Here is a 21,488-nt window from a genome sequence, read left to right as displayed (position 1 = left end):
CGACACGCCAGATGTCGGACGGATCTTGGTGATCTGTCCGACATCTGGCGTGTCGGCCCCCGCAGTGTGCCGGCAGGAGCCCCGGCGCTACGGGATCAGCCCGCGTGGGTCATGCTCAGCAGGTCGAGCTTCTGGTCGAGCACTTCTTCGGTGATCTCGCCGCGCTCGACGTAGCCGAGGTCGATGACGGCCTCGCGCACGGTGATGCCCTTGGCGACGGCGTGCTTCGCGATCTTCGCGGCGGCCTCGTAGCCGATGACCTTGTTCAGCGGGGTCACGATCGACGGGCTCATGCCGGCCAGGGCCGCGGCGCGCTCGACGTTGGCTTCGAGGCCGTCGACGGTCTTGTCGGCGAGCACTCGGGTGGCGTTGGAGAGCAGGCGGATCGACTCGAGCAGCGCGGTGCCCATCACCGGGATCGCGACGTTCAGCTCGAATGCGCCGGATGCGCCGCCCCACGCGACGGTGGCGTCGTTGCCGATGACACGCGCGCAGACCATCAGCACGGCCTCGGGGACGACGGGGTTGACCTTGCCAGGCATGATCGAGGACCCCGGCTGCAGGTCGGGGATGTGCAGCTCTGCCAGACCCGTGTTCGGGCCCGAACCCATCCAGCGCAGGTCGTTGTTGATCTTCGTCAGCGACACGGCGATCGTGCGCAGCGCGCCGGACGCCTCGACGAGGCCGTCACGGTTCGCCTGGGCCTCGAAGTGGTCCTTGGCCTCGGTGATCGGCAACTCGGTCTCGGAGGCGAGCAGGGCGATGACCTTCTGCGGGAAGCCGAGCGGGGTGTTGATGCCGGTGCCCACGGCGGTGCCGCCCAGCGGGACCTCGGCGACGCGGGGGAGAGCAGCCTGCACGCGCTCGATGCCGAGGCGCATCTGGCGGGCGTAGCCGCCGAACTCCTGGCCGAGGGTCACGGGAGTGGCATCCATCAGGTGGGTGCGACCGGACTTGACGACCGACTTCCACAGCTCGGCCTTCGCCTCGAAGGCGACGGCGAGGTGGTCGAGCGCGGGGATCAGGTCGTCGATGAGCGCCTGGGTCACGGCGACGTGCACGGAGGTGGGGAACACGTCGTTGGACGACTGCGAGGCGTTGACGTGGTCGTTCGGGTGCACGGGCGAGCCGAGGATGCGCGACGCGAGCGTGGCCAGCACCTCGTTCATGTTCATGTTCGACGAGGTGCCGGAACCGGTCTGGTACACGTCGATCGGGAACTCGCCGTCGAGCTCGCCGGTCACGACCTCGTCGGCCGCCTGTGCGATGGCGTCGGCGATGGCGCCGTCGAGCGTGCCGAGCTCCTTGTTGGCGAGGGCGGCGGCCTTCTTGATGCGTGCGAGAGCGGCGATCTGGGCGGACTCGAGGCCCTTGCCCGAGATGGGGAAGTTCTCCACGGCGCGCTGGGTCTGCGCGCTGTAGAGCGCGTTCGCGGGCACGCGCACCTCGCCCATCGTGTCGTGCTCGATGCGGTAGTCGGTCATTCCGATCCCTCCTTGGTCGCGGGGTTCATCCCGTCGTCGATGCCCACCGAGATCACGGGCACGGCGGTGCCCTCGGCGAGGCGGTAGTTGGCGCCGACGATGCCCAGCCGGCCCTCGGCGACGGCGGCGCTGATCAGTTCGGACGACTGCAGCAGGTTCGCCACCGTGTTGCGAAGGTGCTCACGGCCGACGAGCTCGGCGTCGATGTCGGCCGGCGTGGATCCGCCGGTCTCGGCCAGCACCTTGCGTGCGGCGGGAACGATCGGCGAGATGAGCTTCCAGATCGCCGGAGGCAGCGGGGCGGCATCGATCGCCGTGCCGTCGATGGCGGCGCGCACCGCGCCGCACGAATCGTGGGCGAGCACGATGATGAGCGGGACGCCGAGGATCTCGACGGCGTACTCCAGGCTCGCGACGATGGACTCACCGATCACCTGGCCGGCGTTGCGGACGACGAACAGATCCCCCAGGCCCTTGTCGAAGATGATCTCGGCGGCGAGACGCGAATCGGAGCATCCGAACAGCGTCGCCACGGGCGCCTGGCCCTCGGTCAGCTCGTGACGCTTCTCCACGTCCTGATGAGGATGCTCGGGTGTGCCGTTCACGAACCGGCGATTGCCTTCGAGCATCTCCTGCCATGCGGCGGACGGGGTGAGGGTCACTGTGCCTCCTCGAGCTTCTCGATCTGGGGGGTGAGGGTCTTCGCGAAGTCGGCGGTCTCGTCGGCGCTGCGCGAGCCGTAGAGCAGCACGTAGTCCGATCCGGCCTGCGTGCCGAGCGCGTAGGTGATGTTGCCGGATGCCTCCGGGTTCGCGATCTTGTAGACGTCCCACTCCACACCGTCGACGTCGACGGTGCCGGAGGGCTGCGCGCCGCGCAGCGGCGTGGCCGCCCACATCCGATCGGCGTCAGCAGCCTGGCTGAGCTTGAGGAAGCCGCGCTCGTCGTCGGCGGTGGGAGCGAGCGTGACGTTCCAGACCGTGACCCCGGCGCCCGTGATCTCGGCGGCGGTGACGCGCCAGTCCTCCGGGGGATCGGGCACGATCACCGGACGGTCGAGTGAGGTCTCGGCGTTCTTCGCGATGCCGGCGAGATCGATCGGCGGCTGGGCGACGGGTTCGCCGCGCGGCACGGCGAGCACGATGACGATGACCACGCCGATCGTGACGAGCAGAGCCGCGATGAGGTTGCGGAAGGTCTGGCTGGAGCGGTAGATCCGGCTCGACTCGGCCTTGCGGTCGGCGGTCTCCTGCGGGGTCTCGGGGCGGCCGAGCTCGGCGACGATCGGGGCGCCCTTGCTCATGACTCGTCCTCGGATGCCGCGGGGCGGGCCGCGTCCAGGCGGCGCTTCGCGCCCAGCAGCCACTCCTCGCACCGGGTGGCGAGTGCCTCGCCGCGCTCCCAGAGGGCGAGGGACTGCTCGAGGGTCGGCGCTCCCTGCTCGAGTTCGGCGACGACCTGCACCAGCTCATCGCGCGCCGCCTCGAACGACAGCGATTCCACGGGGGTCTCGGACGCAGTCACGCCTCCCATCCTACCGGCGTGTCCTGCGCATCATCTTCCATGGGAAAGAGGGGTCAGGCGCCCTCGGAGACCTCGCCGTCGGAGCGGGCGGCGACGGAGCCGCGGTCGACGGTGATCGTGAGAGCCGTGCCGGCAGGCGCATCCGCGGCATCCCGCAGGATCGTGCCGTTCTCGAGGTGCGCGATCGCATAGCCGCGCGCCAGGGTCGCGGCCGGCGACAGCGCGCGCAGCGAGGCGCGCAGCTCGGACGTGGTCCTGCCCGCCGTGTCCAGGCGACGCGCGACGCTGTCGCGGCCGCGCGCGGACAGCAGCAGCACCTCCTGCGCGCGGGAGTCGATGATCGGGTCGGGGGAGCGCAGCACAGGGCGCGAGCGCAGCTGCGCGAGCTGGGCGAGGTCGTGCGACACCCGCTGGGTGAGCCGCGTGGTCGCGCGGGCCCGCAGCTGCGCGATCAGGGCGCGCTGCTCCCCGACATCCGGGACGACGCGCTTCGCGGCATCCGTCGGGGTCGACGCCCGCAGGTCGGCGACGTCGTCGAGCAGCGGGTGGTCGTTCTCGTGGCCGATCGCGCTGACGACGGGGGTGGCGGCCGCGGCGACGGCCCGGACCAGGCGCTCATCGCTGAAGCCGAGCAGCGTCTGCGGGTCGCCGCCACCCCGGGCGATGATGATCACGTCTACGTCGGGATCGGCGTCCAGGCGCTTCAGCGCGGCCAGGGTCTCGGGTACGCACCGGTCGCCCTGCACGGCGGCGTACTCGGTGCGGAACCGCACCTGCGGCCAGCGCAGTTCGGCATTGCGGTGCACGTCCTTCTCGGCATCGGACTTCTCGCCGGTGATCAGGCCGATCTGATGCGGCAGGAAGGGCAGCGGCTTCTTGCGGGAGGGGTCGAACAGGCCCTCGGCGCGCAGCTGAGCGCGCAGCCTCTCGAGCCGCTCCAGCTGGTCGCCCAGTCCGACGTGCTTCATCGCCGAGACCTGGAAGCTGAAGTCGCCGGCCTTGACGAAGTAATCGGCCTTGACGGCGGCGACGACGTGGTCGCCGACGCCGAGGTCGGAGGGGATGCGGGCGCGCACGCTCGACCAGATGCGCAGCGAGATCTGCGCGTCGGAGCGGCCGTCCTTCATGCGTGCGAAGACGTTGCCCGCGCGCTGGTTCCACGAGGTGATCTCGCCCTCGACCCAGACCGTGCCCCACTGCGCGACGAAGTCGCGGATGGTCGCGTTCAGCCGGGCGACCGAGGTCGGCGCATCCGCCGACGAGTCCCGCGGCGAGACGGAGTCGGGCGGGGGAGCCTCACCGGGAACGGCGGTAGCTTCGAAGACGGTCATCGCTTCGATTCTCGCATCCGGCCCCGACACGGCCACCAGACACAGCTCCGGTCTCACTGGTTGCGGGTGTTCGGGGGAGAACACCCGCAACCAGTGAGACCGGAGCGGGGGAGGGTCAGTGCTTCTCGACGAAGACCACGGCGGTGCGGGCGGGGATCGTGACCGTACCGGTCGACGGGTCCCACGAAGCCGTCGCCGCCACCGCATCCGCGCCCTTCGCCTGCACGGCGTTCAGGGTGAACGCGCGTCCGGAGAGGCCGTCGAGCGGCTGCGTGATCGCGGCCGGCGAGGAGTTGAACACCACCAGGGCGCCGTCGAGCTTCCGGTCGACGTCCTTCCCGACGGTGTCGTCGATCAGCATCGCGATGAGGCCGGGGGCGGCATCCTTCCCGCTCGCGGGGAACGAGACCTTCTTCTCGATCAGGTCGGCGCTGCCCAGCCGCAGCAGCGGAACCGACTGACGCACCCGCAGCAGATCGAGGGCGGCACCCTCGGCTGCGGCGATGTCGGACGCGCCGGGCTTGAGCGCCGGGTCGGCGAGCAGCGGTGCCATCACCGCCCACTTGTCCTCGTTGTCCGCGGCCGGCGGCAGCCCTGCCCCGAACGTGGACTGCTTCCCGGTCCAGTCGATGCGGTTGAACCAGTCACCGGAGTCGTAGCTGTTGCGATCCAGCGACTTCGATCGCAGCAGCTCGGTGCCGGCGTGCCAGAACGCGGGCGTCTGCGCGAACGCGACCGTGGCCAGCTGCAGCGTGTTCATCCGCACCCGATCCGCCATCGGCGTGCCCACCGGCAGCTTCATGACGGACAGGTCGTACAGCGTCTGGTTGTCGTGCGCGTCGACGTAGGTGATCACCTCGTCCGGCTGGTCGGCGTAACCGGCCGGGGCGCCGCGGTAGTCGAGCTGGTCACCGCGCACGAGATCGCCCGTCGACGACGTGAGCGTGAAGTCGCGCAGGTTGCCCGCGAGGCCCAGCTTCACCAGGTCGGTCTGGTGCGCGAGGTCGGCCAGCTGGTCGGCGGGAGACGCCGTGCCCGGCCGCCCGTTCGGGTCGGTACCGAGTCCGGTGCCGAAGCCCTGGGTGAACGTCGAGCCGCCGTCGACGGGGCTGCCGCCGTGCACGGCATCCCGCAACCGGTCGCTGAATGTGCCGATGCCGGTGCCGCCGAGCTGACCCTGCGTGGCCTGCTCGAACAGGGCGTTGTCCGCCACCTCGCCGAAGTTCCAGCCCTCGCCGTACAGGTAGATCGCCTTGCCGTCGACGCCGTCCTTCTTCAGCGTGAGTTCGTCCAGCGCCGCGCGCACGGCGAGCATGTTCTGCTTCGAGTGGTGCCCCATCAGGTCGAAGCGGAAGCCGTCGACGCGGTACTGAGACGCCCAGAGCACGATCGAGTCGACCATGAGCTTCTGCGCCATCTCGTGCTCGGTCGCGACGTTCTGGCAGCAGGTCGACGTCTCGACCGCACCGGCGGCGTTCAGCCGCTGGTAGTAGCCGGGCACGATCCGGTCGAGCACGCTGCGCTGTCCCTGACCGGCCTCGGCGGTGTGGTTGTACACCTGATCGAGCACGACCTGCAGGCCGTCCGCGTGCAGCGCGCCCACCATCTCGCGGAACTCGCTCACCCGCGCGCCGCCCTCGGCGTCGGTCGCGTAGGAGCCCTCCGGCGCCTGGTAGTGGTACGGGTCGTAGCCCCAGTTGAAGCCGTCCTCGGATGCCACGGCCGAGGTGCACGCCTGCTGCTGGTCGGAGTCCGCCGGCAGCGACGCGAGGTCGCAGTCCGGGGTCTTCTGCGCGGAGCGGCGCTCCTCGATCGTGGCGATGTCGAAGGTCGGCAGCAGGTGCACGGTGTTGATGCCGGCGGCGGCGAGCTGGCGCAGCTGCTTGGTGCCGGCCGAGTCGCGCGTGAACGCCTTGTACGTCCCCCGCTCGGAGGCCGGAACAGTGGTGTCGCCGATCGAGAAGTCGCGCACGTGCAGCTCGTAGATCGCCCGGTCCACCGCGCGGTCGACCTTCGGGCTCGGCGTCTTCGTCCACGCCTTCGGAGCCCACTTCCTGTCGTCGAGGTCGATCGCGACCGACCGCGCCGAGTTCGTGGTGAGGGCCACGGAGTAGGGGTCGGTGACCGAGTTCTGCTCGATCTTGCCCGTCGTCGGCGCGTACACCGAGAGCAGCCAGCGGTACTCCGCGCCCTGCTTCACCGGGTCGTCGCCGATCTTCGGCTTGGCGACGGTCCAGACCCCGGATGCCGCGTCGAAGGACGCCTCGAACTCTGTGGCCTTCCCGTCGGTGCCGAACACCTGCAGCGCAGCGCTCTGCGCGGTCGGCGCCCACAGCGCGAACGTCGGCCGGCTGCCCTGCCAGGTCACGCCGAGCGCCTTGGTCGCGCCGGCGGTCGCGTACAGGTCGTCGAGCACGCCGGGCACCTGCGCGCCGGTGAACGCGGTGAGCGTGTCGCCCGCGCGCTGCGCGACGGCGAGCTGACCGGTGAGCAGCTCGTGCAGCCGGTCACGGCCGAGGTCGCCGACCTTCAGCGCGAGGTACTTGTCGCCGCCGAGGGCGGGGAAGCGCGCGATCTGCTCCTTCGTCAGTTCGCCGAGCGTCAGTTCGACCGGGTCGGATCCGCCGGTGACGGTGCCGTCGGTCACCGCGAGCCCGGCATCCGCCGCGTTCTCCAGCGTCCACGAGAGTGCGCTCGCCGCGTCCGTGCCGAGCAATGTGCGCGGCCAGGCGACGGTCTGCGCGTCGATCCACTGCGCGCGCGACTCGCCGGTGCCCGCCAGCGGCGGGTCGGCGGCGACGATCTCGAGCACGTGGGTGGCGAGGGTGTACCGGAAGGTCACCTGCTTGCCGTCGGTCGCGCTGAACGAGTAGTTCGCGCCGCCGGGTGCGCCGTCGACGCCGTAGTTCTCATCCCAGCTCAGGCCGTGCGCGACCTTGGCCTCGTAGGCGCCGGTCGGGATCGCGGAGGTCGTGTACTCGTACACGCCGTCCTTGTCGGAGTCGAACATCATCGTCGCCAGGCAGTCCGGCGCCCAGTCGCCGGGGCATCCGGCGGCCTTCTGGAACGAGCCGGGCACGGTGATGATCGGGCCGTCGGCGCTGGAGGTCAGCTGGTGCGTGCGCGGATCCCAGTAGAAGGTGACCTTCCCGCCGGTGTGGTGGTAGGTCGCGTTGGGGCCGTCCTTCACGCCGCCGACGCCGTAGTTCACATCCCACGAGCCGTTCAGCGCGACCTTGTACTCGTAGTCGCCCGCAGGCAGGTCGAAGGTGCCGGTGTAGACGCCGCCCGCGGCGAGCGTCAGTTTCGCCTGCTCGCAGCCGGGCTGCCAGTCTCCCGCACAGCCCATCTCGGAGTTGTGGCTGCCAGGAACCGTGACCAGCTCGATCGGGTTCTCCGGCTCCGGCGCCTCGACGAGATTCACCGCGTTGCCGACGCTGGCGTAGGAGGATGCCGCGACGCGGCGTCCTTCCGCATCCGTGCTGATGGCGCGGTACTCGACGAGCGTGCCCTTCTTCAGCCCCCTCGTGTCGTGGAAGACGCGCGGGGTGGTGTCCTCGGCGGTGCCGAGCTCGTGCCACTCGCCGCCCGCGACGCGCCAGGCGAAGGAGGTCTCGGACCAGGCATCCGGAACCGTCGCCGAGACGGGGGAGGTGCCGGAGATGCCGGCGCCGGCGGCCGGAGCGGCGACGGCGATGGTGGACTCGGCCGCGGTGGTCACCTTGCGGTCGGCCCGCAGGACGATCGCGCCCAGGGCCGGCACCGTGATCTTCGCGGTGCCGTCGGCGGCCGCGGTGACCGCGGCATCGGTGCCGTAGAGCGGCGAGAAGGCACCTGAAGCGGTGAGCGTCGGCACGGTGACCGTCTTCGCCGCCTTCGTGTTGTTCACGGCGACCAGGTGCTCGATCTTCTCGTCGCGGTCGACGCGGCTGAAGGCGTAGACGCCGGCGCCGCTGTCTGCGTAGCGCTCGACCTGGGCACCGTCCTGCAGTGCCGGGTTCGCGGCACGCAGCTTCGCGAGCGCGGCGATGCGGGTGTACAGGGCCGTGTCGGTGCTGTAGCGGTCCACGCTGCCGGCGTTCGTGCCGTCGACGAGCGGCTGGTTCGCGTATTCGGCGACCTGGGTCGCGAACAGCGTCTGCCGGGCGTCCTTGTCGCCGCCGGGGCCGGCGAAGCCCTGCTCGTCGCCGTAGTAGACGACGGGCTGGCCGCGGGTGAGGAACATCAGCGACTGCGCGAGCTCGTCGCGCTGCAGCGGGGCATCCGTGTTCCGCAGGAACGAGCCGATCCGGCCCATGTCGTGGTTGCCGAGGAACGTCGGCAGAGCGCTCGCCGACGAGTACGGGGTGGTGTAGTAGTCGTCGCCGGCGAACAGGGCCGACAGGCCCTTGGCCGAGTTCCCGGCCGCGAAGCTGGTCGCCTGCGACTGGAAGGTGAAGTCGAGCACCGAGCTCATGTCGGTGTCGCGCACGTAGGGCGAGAGCTTGACCGGGTCGGCGTCGTAGACCTCGCCGAAGGTGAAGAAGTCGTCGTTGCCGATGCTCTTCGCGTGCTCCTTGATCGCGGTGGTCCACTTCTGCCAGAACTCGAAGTTCACGTGCTTGACCGTGTCGATGCGGAAGCCGTCGATGCCCATGTCGACCCACGGCTTGTACACGTCGACGAAGCCGTCCACGACCTTCGGGTTCTCGGTCATGATGTCGTCGAGCCCGTCGAAGTCGCCGTAGGTGACCGACTCGCCCGACCAGGTCGAGTTGCCGCGGTTGTGATAGAGCGTGGGGTCGTTCAGCCAGGAGGGGACCTTGAGATCGGCATCGGATGCGGCGATCACCGGCGTGTAGGGGAAGCTCGTGGCGCGGTCGAGGGTGGGGAAGCCGTCGGTTCCGGCGTAGTCGGCCGGGTCGAACGCCTCGCCCGCGGCGTCGCGGTACGGCTTGTCCTTCTGCTCGACGTACGAGTAGGTCTTCTGCTCGTAGTCGATGACGTCGGCGGTGTGATTGGTGATGATGTCGAAGAAAACCTTGATGCCCTTGGCGTGCGCCTCATCGATGAGCGCGGCGAGTTCCTCGTTGGTGCCGAGGTGCGGATCGATCTTCGTGAAGTCGGTGATCCAGTAGCCGTGGTAGCCGGCGCTGGCGTTCGCTCCCTCGCCCTGCACCGGACGGTTCAGGAAGCTCGGGGTCAGCCAGATGGCCGTCGTGCCGAGTCCGGCGATGTAGTCGAGCCGGTCGCGCAGGCCCTGGATGTCGCCGCCCTGGTAGAAGCCCTTGTCGGTGGGGTCGAAGCCGGTGGCGAGGCGGTCGCCGTCGAGGCCGCCTCTGTCGTTCGCGGTGTCGCCGTTGGCGAAGCGGTCGGTCATCACGAAGTAGAAGGTGTTGTCGGCGCCGGCCTCGCGGACCGGCTTCTGCGCGAGCGCGGCATCGGTGGCCTCGTCGTAGGCGCCGCGGGTGCTGAGCAGTTCGAGTCCGACGCGGTGCTGCGCGTCGTCGAACACGACGCGCACCCGGCTGTCGCCCTCGAGTACGAGCGGGATGTTGTCGCCGCCGCCGTTCAGACCGTACGCCTCATCCCAGGAGTCGTTCACGGCGACCTTGTACTCCCAGGTGCCGCCGGGCACCGTGAACTCCGTCGCGAAGACGTTCGGGTCCTCGGTGGCGGCGAGCTCGGTCGCCTCGCAGGCCGGTTGCCAGTCCTCGGCGCAGCCGAGCTCGGACTGCAGGCTGCCGACCAGCGCGAAGGTGCGGTCGGCCGCGGATGCGGGAGCTGGGGGGAGGGCGACGAGCGCGGTCGCCGCGAGGGCGCCGAGCGCGCTTGCTGCGAGGATGCGCGCTGCGCGTGAGCTCAAGGTCATCTTCGACTCCAGGGGTCGGGCACGACGGCGTGCCGGGGGCCGGCGCGGATGCCGGAGGGTGCTCGTGCACCGTAGCAACGGATGCACGTGAACTGCAAGCGTTTACAACAAGTTCGTCATCGGATCCCGCCCGCTGCCGTTCTTCTCCCCGCAAGCGCTTGCAGGATGCCGCGTTCCCGGCCCTCATCAAGGGAGGCGCCGATAGACTCGAACCCGTGAGCGCCGTATCCCTGCCCGTGCCCCGCATGCCCCGTCCGCTGCGGACCGAACCGCTTCGCGACGTCCCGGTGGACGGCGTCAAGCGGGTACTGCTGGCAGCCCCGCGCGGCTACTGCGCCGGGGTCGACAGGGCCGTCGTCGCCGTCGAGAAGGCGCTCGATCGGTTCGGTGCTCCGGTGTACGTGCGCAAGCAGATCGTGCACAACATCCACGTCGTCACCGAGCTCGAGGCCAAGGGCGCGATCTTCGTCGACGAGGTCGATGAGGTGCCGGAGGGGGCGCACGTCGTCTTCAGCGCTCACGGCGTCTCGCCCGCTGTGGTCGATGCGGCATCCGCCCGCGGCCTGAACGCCATCGACGCGACCTGCCCGCTGGTCACCAAGGTGCACCGCGAGGCCGTGCGCTTCGCGCGCGACGACTACGAGATCCTTCTGATCGGCCACGAGGGCCACGAGGAGGTCGAGGGGACCGCGGGTGAGGCGCCAGGGCACGTCACCATCGTGAACTCGCCGGAGGAGGCCGACACCGTGCAGGTGAAGGACCCGTCCAAGGTCGTCTGGCTGTCGCAGACCACGCTCTCGGTCGACGAGACGATGGAGACCGTCAACCGGCTGCGCACCCGGTTCCCCGAGTTGCACAATCCGCCGTCCGACGACATCTGCTATGCCACCCAGAACCGTCAGGTCGCGATCAAGAAGGTGGCGGCCGATGCCGACCTCGTGATCGTCGTCGGCTCGGCGAACTCGTCCAACAGCGTGCGTCTGGTCGAGGTCGCCCTCGAACACGGCGCCAAGGCCGCCTACCGCGTCGACTACGCCGACGAGGTGCAGCAGGAATGGCTGGAGGGCGTGAACACCGTCGGAGTCACGAGCGGGGCATCCGTTCCGGAGGTCCTCGTGCGGGAGGTGCTGGAGCAGCTCGCCGGGGCGGGTTACGCCGACGTCGAGGAGGTGCGCACCGCGGAGGAGGACCTGATGTTCTCGCTGCCGAAGGAGCTGCGCCAGGATGCCGCAGGACAGCGCGACGCGCGCGCCCTGGGCGGCCGCACCTCGGCCGGTGACGGATGAGCGACGACCGTCCGCAGTACGGCGAGTACGCGACTCCCGAGGAGCAGCGTCGCGCGGCCGGACTTCCAGCCACACCGCCGCCGGCCGCACCGGCCGCACCGGCGCCCGCTCCGCAGCCGGTGCCCCTGCAGACGGACGAGGCGCCGAAGGCGCGACCGGTCGACCGCCTGCTGACGATCGCGATGCTCGCGTACGGACTCGTCAACGTGCTCTCATCGATCCCGCAGTTCCTGAACATGGGCGACTCGCTGACCCAGGCGATGAAGGTGCTCGGCATCCCCGGCGAGTTCACCAACCTCGGGCCGGCGCGCACCTGGGGCGTCGTCGCCGTGGTCGTGATGCTCGCCGGCTTCGCCGCCACCGTGTACGTCGCGTTCCGTCGCATCCGCGCGGCGAAGCCGGCCTGGTGGGTGCCGCTGGCCGGATTCGCCCTCACGATGGTCGTCGTGTCGCTGTGCCTGATGGTGCCGATCATGGGCGATCCCGCGTTCTTGAACGCGTCGCTGGGCTGAGCGGGCGCCCGCAGCGTCGACGCCCACGCTCAGCCGCGACTCACAGCACGGCGGAGAGGAAGTCCTTGGTGCGCTGCTCGTGCGGGTTGGAGAAGATCTGCTCCGGAGAGCCCTCTTCGACGATGCGCCCGCCGTCGAACATCAACACCCGGTTCGAGACGTCTCGCGCGAACTGCATCTCGTGCGTGACGATCAGCATCGTGACATCCGTGTCGCGGGCGATGTCGCGCAGAATGCTCAGCACCTCACCGACCACCTCGGGGTCCAGCGCGCTGGTGACCTCGTCGAGCAGCAGGATCTCGGGCTCCATGGCCAGGGCGCGGGCGATCGCCACGCGCTGCTGCTGACCACCGGAGAGCTGCGTCGGATGGGCACCCGCCTTGTCGGGCAGCCCTACCATCTCGAGGAGCTCGTGCGCGCGGGCGACGGCCTTCGCCTTCGGCGCCTTCAGCACGTGTACCGGCGCCTCGATGATGTTCTCCAGTACGGTCATGTTCGGGAACAGGTTGAACTGCTGGAACACCATGCCGATGCGCTTGCGCATCTCGTTCTTGTGCTTCTCCTTGAGCTCGACCCGCCTGCCGCCGCGCTGGACGTGGGTGAGCGGCTGCTCGTCGACGTAGATGTACCCGCCGTCGGCCTCTTCGAGGGTCATCACCAGCCGCAGGATCGTGGTCTTGCCCGATCCGCTGGGTCCGATGAGCGTGACGCGATCGCCCTTGCGGACGGTGAAGTCGAGGTCGTGCAGCACCACGTGATCGCCGAACTGCTTCTCGACCCTGTCGAACCGGATGGCGGGCACCTCCCCGTCGTCCAGGGCGATGGCTCCGGTGTGGGTGTCAGGCTGTGTAGGCAAGGCGCTTCTCCATTCGCCCGACAAGCAGTGAGGTCGGGTAGCTGGCGACGAGGAACAGGATCCCCGCCATGATGATGGCTTCGATGAACCGGAAGTGCGATGCACCGTACTCCTGCGCGGCGCGCACCATGTCGGTCACGGTGATTACCGCGAGGAACGGGGTCTCCTTGAACATCGAGATGACGTAATTGCCGAGTGCCGGCAGGGTCGAGCGCAAGGCCTGCGGGATGACGACGGCGGTCCAGGTGCGCCCGCGTGACATCGACAGGGCGGTGGCGGCCTCCCATTGGCCGCGCGGGACCGCGTCGATCCCGGCCCGGTAGACCTCGGCCATGTAGGTGGCGTAGTGGATGCCGAAGATGATGACGCCGAGCGTGAGCGGCGGCACCGTGGTGAACGCGTAATAGGCGAACAGCAGCTGCACCACCAGCGGGGTCATGCGGATGAAGTTCATCACGAAGGTCAGGATGCCCGCGATCGGGCGCGGTGTGCTCTTGCGCGCGAGCGCGATGAGCAGGCCCAGCGCGGCCGCGATGATGCTGCCGAGCACGGTCACGTACAGGGTGACGGTGAGGAAGGCCCAGAGCATCTCAGGCAGGGCGGCGAGTGCGTGGTCCCAGTTCCAGATCACTCGGTCGTCGTTCACGGGACATCTCCCTCTCGATCGACGGCGGGCGCTGCGACCGCTTCTCGCAGTCGGGTGCCCTGTCCGAGGCGGTGCTTGGCGCGCGCCTCGAGGGCGTTCATGACGATGGTGAGGAGGTAGGCGATCACGAAGTAGACGATCAGTCCCAGCGTGTAGGCGAAGAACACGTCGGTGTCGATGCGCAGCCGGTTCAGCTCGGCCGTGAGCTCGACGATCGTGATCAGGTAGACCACGGCGGTTCCCTTCAGCAACTGGATCAGCAGGTTGGTGAGCGAGGGGATCATCAGCGCCCACGCCTGCGGAAAGATCACGCGCGACATGCGCTGGGCGGGCGACAGGCTGAGCGCCGTCGTCGCCTCCCACTGTCCGCGGGGGACGGAGTTGATCGATCCGCGCACGACCTCGGCGCCGTAGGCGCCGTAGTTCAGGCCCAGGCCGAGGATGCCGACGAGCGCGGGAGGCAGCTCGAGATTGAACGGCGGCAGCGGCAGCACGAAGAACAGGAAGAACAGCTGCACGAGCAGTGACGTGCCGCGGAACACCTCGATGACGGTACGGGCGATGCCCCGCAGGATGATGTTGTCGGATCGCGCGAGCAGGCCGAGCGCGATGGCGATGGCGAACGCCAGCAGGGCGCCGCCCACCGTGAGCTGGAGGGTCATCAGAAGACCGTCGAGCAGGTGGGGCAGCGCCCGCTGGAGCGCCTCGAGATTGTCTGTCACGTCCGGCGGTGGTCAGCCGAGGTCGCCGGAGCAGAGGTGCTCGGTCGTGAGGTCGGCGGGCGGCAGGTTCTCCGCGGTGAATCCGAACGGCTCGACCAGGTCGAGGTAGGACTGCTCGTCGCCGGTGATCTTGGCCAGCTCCTCGTTGTAGGCCGCCAGCAGATCCTTGTCCTCCTTGCGGAAGACCGTCGCGCCGGCGCCGATCTGCTCGACACCGTCTAGCTCCTGCACGAAGGCGCCGGTGGTCTCGAGCGCGTCACTGTCGTCGGTCATCCAGTTCAGCGAGACCGCGGTCAGGGCGAAGGCGTCCGCCCGGCCCGACTCGACGGTCTCGAGCCCGGCCGTCGCGCTGTCGACCTTGATGACGTCCGTGATGCCGAGGTCGTCGGCGTACCCCTCCTCGATCGCGCCGGACTGCACCGCCAGTGTGATCCCGCCCTTGTCGGCGACGGAGTCCAGATCACTCAGATCCTGCGGGTTGCCCTTGGGGACGGCGAGCGTGGTGGTGTACATGATCTCGGGGTCGCTGAACGCAGCCTGCTCACAGCGGTCGGGCAGGATCGACATGCCCGCACTGACGACGTCCCAGCGGCCGGCGTTCAGCCCGGGGATCAGGGAGTTCCACTCGACCTCTTCGACCTTGATGTCGTCGATGCCGAGCTCCTCGAAGATCTTCTTGTGCATCGCGATGGTGGCACCGGTGGGTTCGCCGTCTTCGACCCATGAGTACGGCCGCTCCGAGGCCACGGCGAGAGTGATCGTGCCGGACTCCCGTGCCTGCTCGAGCGTGCTCTGGTCGGCGGAGTCGGTGTTGTCGCCGGAGGCGCAGCCGGCCAGGGCGAGCGTGAGCGCCCCGGTCAGCGCCAGGGCGGATCGCGTGAGTGTGTGTCGCTTGCGCATCGTCGTCTTCTTCCGTTTCGTGTCTCAGGTCTTTCGTTCGCACGCAGGCAGGGTCCTGCATATGCGGGTGAACGGACACTCACGATACGGAAGGTGTCTTTCCAAGTACAATCAGACGCGCAGATTGTCGACAATGTGACAGAAACGTTGCCGTCGACTCGACACGGCGCAGCCGGAGGATGCCGAGAGACGCGGCCCCTGCGGCGAGAATGGTTCAGACGCGCAGCGTCACAGTGCACAAGGAGGCGGGATGGCCCGTGACATGCCCAGATCGGTAGGGCGCGCAGCCGTGCCGCGCGTTCCGCGGATGTCCACGGTCGACCTGATCGCGATCGAGTTGCGCAAGGCAATCTTCTCCGGCGCGCTGCCGGCCGGGTCGCCGCTGGGAGAGGTCGAGATCGCCACTCAGCTCGGCGTCAGCCGCAGCCCCTTCCGTGAAGGGGCGCAGCGTCTCGTCCAGGAGGGACTGTTGATCGCGGTTCCCGGCCGCGGGATGAGCGTCGCCGTGATCGAGGGAGATCAGATCGACGACGTGTACCTGGCGCGCCTCGCGGTCGAGACGCAGGCTGTGCGCCGCGTCGCGGCAGCTCGGGATGCCGGCGCGCTGGGGCGGCTGGAGCATGAGCTGCGCGAGCTCGTCATGGCCAGTGAGGGCGCGGATGCGCGGGCCATCGGCGACGCCGATCTGGAGTTCCATCAGGTGCTGGTGGATGCGGCGGGCAGCGAACGCCTCACACGGTTCATGGCCACGCTGGTGATGCAGACCCGCATAGTGAGCTTCAGCGCTCGGGAGGGCTACAGCGTGCGGCGCTCGGTGTCGCCGACGTATCGCGAGCTGCTGGACGCCCTGCGCCGCGGCGACGGCGAGGCCGCCGTGGCTGCGCTGCAGACGCAGTTCGATGAGGCCGTCGCGCGGCTGCGTGGACGGGGGCCCTCGGTCGACCTGGTCGAGCCGGGCGAGACGGGTGAACCTGCGGAGTTCGAGCCGATCGCTCCCATAGCCGGGGAATGACAGAACCCGGCCCCGCACGATGCGGAGCCGGGTTCTGCGTGTCTCGCAGGAGAGCGATCAGCGGGCGTTGCCGTTGTTGAAGTGGTAGTCGCCGTTGCCTTCGCCGCCCTGGCCGTTGTTCACGCCGGGGCCCTTCGCGTCGGTGCCGGGCTCGACGTGGTTGGTCTTGGTGTGCACGATGTCGTAGTAGACGCTCGTGTCGCCCGCGTTCGGGAACACGCGGTAGGTGAAGACGTTCTTGGTCAGCTCGGTGATCGGCACGGTGCGCTGGAACAGCACGTTGCCGTTCGCGTCCTTCGCGTTGATCCAGCGCGAGGAGCCGTCGGCGGCGACGGTCCAGTCACCGCGCAGCTTCGGGCTGTCGTCGAGGTTGTACATCGTGTACGTGCCGTCGGCGTCGAAGTAGGCCCAGCCGACGAAGTTCGAGACGGCCGGGTTGTCGAGGGCGACGCGGTTGCCGTCCTGGTCGACGGCGCTCGTGGTCTTCCACGGCGTCGAGGCGAGGGTCTCGGAGGGGGTGAGGTTCTTCCACGAAGCGGATGCCGCGGCGGGCGCGGGAGCCTCGGCGGCCATGGCGGTGGTGGGCAGGACGCCCGCGACGGCGATCGCGATCGCGGAGGCGGTGAGGATGGAGCGACGGGTGATGTTCATGTCCTCAACGCTACGAATCGGCGCAGGGGCGCCACATCATCCGATCGGCTATTGCTGACCGCGCCGAAGGGCTGATCACATCCCTCCCCAGACGGCGCGCGCCCCCGCATCCCCGGTCAGCACGGTCACGACGATCGTGCCGACCGCGGCGATCACCGCGGCGGCGGTGATCACGATCCGCAGGATCCGTGCGGTCGCGGGCGCGACGCGGCGCAGCATCCGATCCTGGAGCTGCACGAGCACGGCGGCCACGAGCAGCGCGATCGTCCACGGGATGAGCATGAGACCGAGGGCCTCGTGCCGCAGCACCGGCGGGGTGTAGCCGACGGTCTCGGCGAGACTCCGCCCGGCGAGCACCGTGATCGGGACGAGCCCTGCGACGATCACCGCCGCGATCGGGGGCGCCCATCCCATCCGGCGCCGGGCTGCCGGCCAGAGCGCCGCCAGAGCCACGGCGAGAGCCGTCAGGGGAGTCAGCACGACGGTGGCGTGCACGAGCAGCGGATGCATCGGCAGGCCCGCGATGCGGAACCCGTCATCGGCGAGGAAGATGTCCATAGGTGAAGAACGGAATCCGTCCCGCCCAGGTTCATCTGAACCTCCGAACACTCCGCCTCGTTACCCACGTGAGGAGGGATCCGTGAGTGAACAGGACGACGAGCGGCTCACCGCGCTGTACGAGCTGCACGCCGGGCCCATCCGGCGCTACGTGACGAGCCTCGGCGGCCGGGCATCCGCCGACGACGTCGTGCAGGAGACGCTGCTGCGCGCCTGGCGCACGCCGCGCGTGCTCGAGCAGGACCCCTCCACCTGCCGCGCGTGGATGTTCACCGTGGCGCGGCACATCGTCATCGACGAGGCGCGCAGCGCCCGGAACCGCCACGAGAACGCGGTGGCCGACGTTCCCGAGCGCGCCGCCGATGACGAGACCGACCGGCTGTTCGACGCGATGCTCATCCAGGACGCGCTCGCCGCCGTGAGCCCCGAGCACCGCGAGGTCGTCGTCGCCGCGTACTACCGCGGTCGGAGCGTCGGTGAGCTCGCCAGAGAACTCGGCATCCCGGAGGGCACGGTCAAGTCCCGGATGCATTACGGACTGCGAGCCCTGCGGCTCGCACTGCAGGAGAGAGGGGTGACCCGGTGAGCGTCGATCACGAGCGGTATGCCACCTGGGATGCCGCCTATGCGCTGGGCGCGCTCTCGGCAGCGGAGCGCGCCGAATACGAGGATCATCTCGCGCACTGCGCCGCGTGCCGCGCAGCAGTGGCCGAGTTGGGGCCGACGGTGTCGCTGCTCTCGCGGCTCGGCGCGGATGACGCGCAATCGATCGCCGATCAGGATGCCACGGATGCCGGACCCGTACGGGTGCTCGCGGCCGCGCGAGCACGGCGCAGCCGCCGCCGTCGGGTCGTCGCCTGGGCGAGTGGGATCGCCGCGGCGGTCGTCGTCGGCGTGGTCGTGTCGATCTCGATGCTGACGCCGCGGCCCGCACCGGCGATCGCTCTGGAGCCCGTCGCCGGCGCTCCGGTCGCGGCAGAGGTCGCGCTGACTTCGGTACCCTGGGGCACGAAGCTCGACCTGGTCTGCGAATACGACGGCAACGGGTACGGCAGCGGCAGCTACGTGCTCGCCGTCACGGATGTGGACGGGAAGACCACCACGCTCTCGACCTGGAACGTGAAGCCGGGTGCCGTCGCGAAGCTGTCGGCGGGGACGGCGCTGGCGGCATCCGACATCCGCTCGATCGAGATCCTCGACGCCGGGGGAACGGTCATGGTGCGGCACTCGTTCGAGTGAACTCCCTTCCGCGCTGTCTCGTTCACCGAGGAGAGGCCTCGCCGAGGCCGGACGAAGGGACGACATCATGCGCAAGGCTCTCGCGATCGGCGGCATCGCCCTCGCTCTTCTGCTGGCCGGCTGTTCCGGCGGGCCGTCCGGGACTCCGGACACGACCGCTCCGAGCAGTTCGTCGGACTCCTCCGGTGACGGCGGGTACACGGACGACAGCTACGGCACCGGCGGCGGATCGGATTCGTCTTCCAGCACCGCCCTCATGGTCGCGAGCACGTCGCTCGGCGACGTCGTGGTCACCGGCGACGGGATGACGGCGTACATGTACGACAAGGACACCCAGGGCGCGACGACGAGCGCCTGCACCGGCCAGTGCCTGGAGAAGTGGCCGCCGATCCTGTCGGACGAGGCCACGCCGAAGGTCGACGGCGTCACCGGCGACCTCGGCACGATCGACACCCCCGACGGAAAGCTCCAGGTCACCCTGGACGGCTGGCCGCTGTACACCTTCGCCGGTGACAGCGCGAAGGGCGACGTCAACGGGCAGGGCGTCGGAGGCATCTGGTGGGTGCTGAAGGCCGACGGCACGCTGATCCGCGGCTGACGCAGGAACGACGGATGCCCCGGACCGTGCGGTCCGGGGCATCCGTGTTCGCTTCGACAGGCTCAGCGACCCATCGGGACCGTCAGCTCTTCGACTGGCCGTAGGAGCCGAGCTGGCGGGTCGACTCGACCACGCGGGCGGCCATGGCGGTCTCGGCGACCTTGCCCCAGGCGCGCGGGTCGTAGAGCTTCTTGTTGCCCACCTCGCCGTCGACCTTGAGGACGCCGTCGTAGTTCTTGAACATGTAGTCGGCGATCGCGCGGGTGTACGCGTACTGCGTGTCGGTGTCGATGTTCATCTTCACGACGCCGTTGGCGACTGCGAGGGCGATCTCCTCGTCGGTCGAGCCGGAGCCGCCGTGGAAGACGAGGTCGAGCGGCTTCGCGCCGGTGCCGTACTTCGCGGCGACCTGCTGCTGGATCTCGCCGAGCAGCTCGGGGCGCAGCTTCACCCCACCCGGCTTGTAGACGCCGTGCACGTTGCCGAAGGTGAGGGCGGCGATGTAGCGGCCCTGCTCGCCGAGCCCGAGGGCCTGAACGGCCTGGTCGACGTCGCCGAAGGTCGTGTACAGGGCCTCGTTCGAGCCCTCGTGCGCGACACCGTCCTCCTCGCCGCCGACGACGCCGATCTCGACCTCGAGGATGGCGTTGATCGCCTTCATACGGGGGAGCAGATCCTTCGCGATCTCGATGTTCTCGGCAAGCGGCACGGCCGAGCCGTCCCACATGTGCGACTGGAAGATCGGGTTGCGCCCGGCCTTCACCTCTTCCTCGGATGCCGCGATGAGCGGCTCGACGAAGCCGGCGAGGGCGTCCTTGGGGCAGTGGTCGGTGTGCAGCGCGACGGTCACGGGGTAGGACTTGGCGACCTCGGTGGCGAACTTCGCGAAGGCGAGCGCGCCGGTGGCACGGGCCTTCACCGTCTGGCCGGCGAAGTAGTCGGCGCCGCCGGTGGTGACCTGGATGATGCCGTCGGAGCCGGCCTCGGTCAGACCCTGGAGGACGGCGTGGATCGTCTGCGAGCTGGAGACGTTGAACGCGGGGTAGGCGAAGCCGCCGGCCTTCGCGCGATCGAGCATCTCTGCGTACTGATCCGGGGTGGCAACGGGCATGAGAACTCCTGCGATCGATGAGCGGTTTCAGCCTCACTTTAGCCGGGGAGGAGCATGGATGCTTTCTGTGTGAAGCCCTCGGAAATCATCTCGCTCTTCACTGATGTTAAGAACGGACATTCCTTCGCTTGCGAGAGCGTGAAACTCGCCGATTCTGCCCTTCTGGCTGGCTATGCTGACCGGCATGGTGAGCCTCACTGCTGATCTCAGCCCCCTTCGTCCCGACCGCAACCTCGCACTCGAACTGGTGCGCGCCACGGAGGCCGCCTCGATCCGCGCGGTGCCGTACATCGGACGCGGGGACAAGGAGGCCGCGGACGGCGCGGCCGTCGACGCGATGCGAGCATTCCTCGGCACCGTGCACTTCCAGGGCCGCGTGGTGATCGGTGAGGGTGAGAAGGACAACGCCCCGATGCTCTTCAACGGCGAGACCGTCGGCACCGGCAGCGGGCCGGAGTGCGACATCGCCGTCGACCCGATCGACGGCACCTCGCTGACGGCCGCGGGAAGGCAGAACGCACTCTCCGTGATCGCCGTCTCCGACCGCGGCACCATGCTCGACGCCTCCAGCGTGTTCTACATGGACAAGCTCGTCACGGGTCCTGCCGGAGTCGGCGTCGTCGACATCCGGCTCCCCGTCGGTGAGAACATCCGCCGTCTGGCTGCCGCGCTCGACAAGCCGGTCGACGAGATCGTCGTCTCGGTGCTGAACCGCCCGCGGCACGAGAAGCTCATCGCGGAGATCCGCGAGGCCGGTGCAGGCACCCGTCTGATGAGCGACGGCGACGTCGCCGGCGGCATCAACGCGGCGCGCCACAACGCCCGCACCGACATGTGCATCGGCGTCGGCGGCAGCCCGGAGGGCATCGTGACGGCCTGCGCCATCAAGGCGCTCGGAGGCCACATCCAGGGTCGCCTGTGGCCGCGTGACGACGACGAGCGGCAGCTCGGCATCGACGCCGGTCTCGACATGGACAAGGTGTACGAGGCGGACGACCTGGTCAAGGGCAACAACACGCTCTTCGTCGCGACGGGTGTGACCGACGGGCAGCTGGTCTCGGGCGTGCGCCGCGAGGGCGGGTACGTCTACACCGAGAGCGTGGTGCTGCGCGGTGCGTCCGGAACGCTGCGGCGGATCTCGTCGGAGCACCTCGTCTCGAAGTGGCTCTGAACCTCTGACACGGCCCTCAGTACGCACTTTTCCAGG

General features: G+C 69.2%; 20 protein-coding genes. 7 read left to right on the top strand and 13 right to left on the bottom strand.

The window, feature by feature from the left end; all coding sequences use genetic code 11:
- Positions 1 to 95: 95 nt before the first annotated feature.
- The 6 genes from DY023_RS03545 to pulA all read right to left on the bottom strand — a co-directional run bounded on the left by DY023_RS03545 (position 96) and on the right by pulA (position 10,190).
- A complete protein-coding gene (locus DY023_RS03545; protein WP_116240957.1) occupies positions 96 to 1,484 on the bottom strand; it encodes a class II fumarate hydratase in 1,389 nt (462 codons plus the stop codon).
- Complete coding sequence (locus DY023_RS03540) at positions 1,481 to 2,113, bottom strand: carbonic anhydrase (protein WP_116240976.1); 633 nt, start codon at positions 2,111 to 2,113, stop codon at positions 1,481 to 1,483. The genes DY023_RS03545 and DY023_RS03540 overlap by 4 nt, the downstream gene beginning before the upstream one ends.
- A gap of 29 nt (positions 2,114 to 2,142) precedes the next feature.
- Positions 2,143 to 2,787 (bottom strand): DUF4245 family protein, encoded by a 645-nt coding sequence (locus DY023_RS03535; RefSeq protein WP_116240956.1) that lies wholly within the window; start codon positions 2,785 to 2,787, stop codon positions 2,143 to 2,145.
- Entirely contained in the window at positions 2,784 to 3,008 is a 225-nt protein-coding gene (locus tag DY023_RS03530; RefSeq protein ID WP_425453406.1) for an exodeoxyribonuclease VII small subunit, read from the bottom strand. The genes DY023_RS03535 and DY023_RS03530 overlap by 4 nt, the downstream gene beginning before the upstream one ends.
- 53 nt (positions 3,009 to 3,061) lie before the next feature.
- The gene (gene xseA / locus DY023_RS03525; protein WP_116240954.1) at positions 3,062 to 4,339 is read right to left on the bottom strand and encodes an exodeoxyribonuclease VII large subunit; all 1,278 of its coding nucleotides are present in this window, start codon (positions 4,337 to 4,339) and stop codon (positions 3,062 to 3,064) included.
- Between the two features lie 115 nt (positions 4,340 to 4,454).
- Complete coding sequence (gene pulA / locus DY023_RS03520) at positions 4,455 to 10,190, bottom strand: pullulanase-type alpha-1,6-glucosidase (protein ID WP_116240953.1); 5,736 nt, start codon at positions 10,188 to 10,190, stop codon at positions 4,455 to 4,457.
- Between the two features lie 245 nt (positions 10,191 to 10,435).
- Between pulA and DY023_RS03515 the strand changes: the two genes are divergently transcribed.
- Complete coding sequence (locus tag DY023_RS03515) at positions 10,436 to 11,476, top strand: 4-hydroxy-3-methylbut-2-enyl diphosphate reductase (RefSeq protein WP_116240975.1); 1,041 nt, start codon at positions 10,436 to 10,438, stop codon at positions 11,474 to 11,476.
- Positions 11,473 to 11,988 carry a DUF6264 family protein gene (locus DY023_RS03510; RefSeq protein WP_116240952.1) on the top strand — a complete coding sequence of 172 codons (516 nt, stop codon included), beginning with the start codon at positions 11,473 to 11,475 and terminating at the stop codon, positions 11,986 to 11,988. The genes DY023_RS03515 and DY023_RS03510 overlap by 4 nt, the downstream gene beginning before the upstream one ends.
- 40 nt (positions 11,989 to 12,028) lie before the next feature.
- Here DY023_RS03510 and ehuA read toward each other — a convergent pair whose 3' ends face one another.
- Genes ehuA through ehuB form a run of 4 tightly spaced genes read right to left on the bottom strand, consistent with a single transcriptional unit; the run spans position 12,029 to position 15,112 of the window.
- The gene (ehuA, locus tag DY023_RS03505; protein WP_425453405.1) at positions 12,029 to 12,844 is read right to left on the bottom strand and encodes an ectoine/hydroxyectoine ABC transporter ATP-binding protein EhuA; all 816 of its coding nucleotides are present in this window, start codon (positions 12,842 to 12,844) and stop codon (positions 12,029 to 12,031) included.
- The gene (ehuD, locus tag DY023_RS03500) at positions 12,828 to 13,490 is read right to left on the bottom strand and encodes an ectoine/hydroxyectoine ABC transporter permease subunit EhuD (RefSeq protein WP_116240951.1); all 663 of its coding nucleotides are present in this window, start codon (positions 13,488 to 13,490) and stop codon (positions 12,828 to 12,830) included. The genes ehuA and ehuD overlap by 17 nt, the downstream gene beginning before the upstream one ends.
- Positions 13,487 to 14,212 carry an ectoine/hydroxyectoine ABC transporter permease subunit EhuC gene (ehuC, locus tag DY023_RS03495; RefSeq protein ID WP_116240950.1) on the bottom strand — a complete coding sequence of 242 codons (726 nt, stop codon included), beginning with the start codon at positions 14,210 to 14,212 and terminating at the stop codon, positions 13,487 to 13,489. Before ehuC ends, ehuD begins: the two co-directional genes overlap by 4 nt.
- A gap of 12 nt (positions 14,213 to 14,224) precedes the next feature.
- Entirely contained in the window at positions 14,225 to 15,112 is an 888-nt protein-coding gene (ehuB, locus tag DY023_RS03490; RefSeq protein ID WP_116240949.1) for an ectoine/hydroxyectoine ABC transporter substrate-binding protein EhuB, read from the bottom strand.
- Between the two features lie 250 nt (positions 15,113 to 15,362).
- On the opposite strand from ehuB, the gene DY023_RS03485 reads away from it, so the two are divergent.
- Positions 15,363 to 16,124 (top strand): GntR family transcriptional regulator, encoded by a 762-nt coding sequence (locus tag DY023_RS03485; RefSeq protein ID WP_116240948.1) that lies wholly within the window; start codon positions 15,363 to 15,365, stop codon positions 16,122 to 16,124.
- A 57-nt stretch (positions 16,125 to 16,181) separates the two neighbouring features.
- Here DY023_RS03485 and DY023_RS03480 read toward each other — a convergent pair whose 3' ends face one another.
- Positions 16,182 to 16,775 carry a DUF4822 domain-containing protein gene (locus DY023_RS03480; protein WP_220347221.1) on the bottom strand — a complete coding sequence of 198 codons (594 nt, stop codon included), beginning with the start codon at positions 16,773 to 16,775 and terminating at the stop codon, positions 16,182 to 16,184.
- 75 nt (positions 16,776 to 16,850) lie between these two features.
- Positions 16,851 to 17,333: a DUF2231 domain-containing protein gene (locus DY023_RS03475; RefSeq protein ID WP_147303252.1), complete on the bottom strand. Its 483-nt coding sequence runs from the start codon at positions 17,331 to 17,333 to the stop codon at positions 16,851 to 16,853.
- 82 nt (positions 17,334 to 17,415) lie between these two features.
- Between DY023_RS03475 and DY023_RS03470 the strand changes: the two genes are divergently transcribed.
- The 3 genes from DY023_RS03470 to DY023_RS03460 all read left to right on the top strand — a co-directional run bounded on the left by DY023_RS03470 (position 17,416) and on the right by DY023_RS03460 (position 19,170).
- Positions 17,416 to 17,919, top strand: coding sequence for a sigma-70 family RNA polymerase sigma factor (locus DY023_RS03470; protein ID WP_245958571.1), 504 nt, complete (start codon positions 17,416 to 17,418; stop codon positions 17,917 to 17,919).
- Complete coding sequence (locus DY023_RS03465) at positions 17,916 to 18,572, top strand: anti-sigma factor family protein (protein ID WP_116240945.1); 657 nt, start codon at positions 17,916 to 17,918, stop codon at positions 18,570 to 18,572. Before DY023_RS03470 ends, DY023_RS03465 begins: the two co-directional genes overlap by 4 nt.
- A gap of 67 nt (positions 18,573 to 18,639) precedes the next feature.
- Complete coding sequence (locus tag DY023_RS03460; protein ID WP_116240944.1) at positions 18,640 to 19,170, top strand: COG4315 family predicted lipoprotein; 531 nt, start codon at positions 18,640 to 18,642, stop codon at positions 19,168 to 19,170.
- Positions 19,171 to 19,252: 82 nt separating this feature from the next.
- Here the strand turns inward: DY023_RS03460 and fbaA are convergent, their stop codons facing one another.
- Positions 19,253 to 20,281 (bottom strand): class II fructose-bisphosphate aldolase, encoded by a 1,029-nt coding sequence (gene fbaA, locus DY023_RS03455; protein WP_116240943.1) that lies wholly within the window; start codon positions 20,279 to 20,281, stop codon positions 19,253 to 19,255.
- Positions 20,282 to 20,465: 184 nt separating this feature from the next.
- Between fbaA and glpX the strand changes: the two genes are divergently transcribed.
- Positions 20,466 to 21,452, top strand: a complete 987-nt coding sequence (gene glpX, locus DY023_RS03450; protein WP_116240972.1) for a class II fructose-bisphosphatase — start codon at positions 20,466 to 20,468, stop codon at positions 21,450 to 21,452.
- Positions 21,453 to 21,488: the final 36 nt, after the last annotated feature.

The sequence above is a fragment of the Microbacterium bovistercoris genome (assembly GCF_003387575.1).
Lineage (GTDB): Bacteria > Actinomycetota > Actinomycetes > Actinomycetales > Microbacteriaceae > Microbacterium > Microbacterium bovistercoris.
Note: the sequence above shows the minus strand (reverse complement) of the source record. Positions and strands in the feature narration are given on the sequence as shown.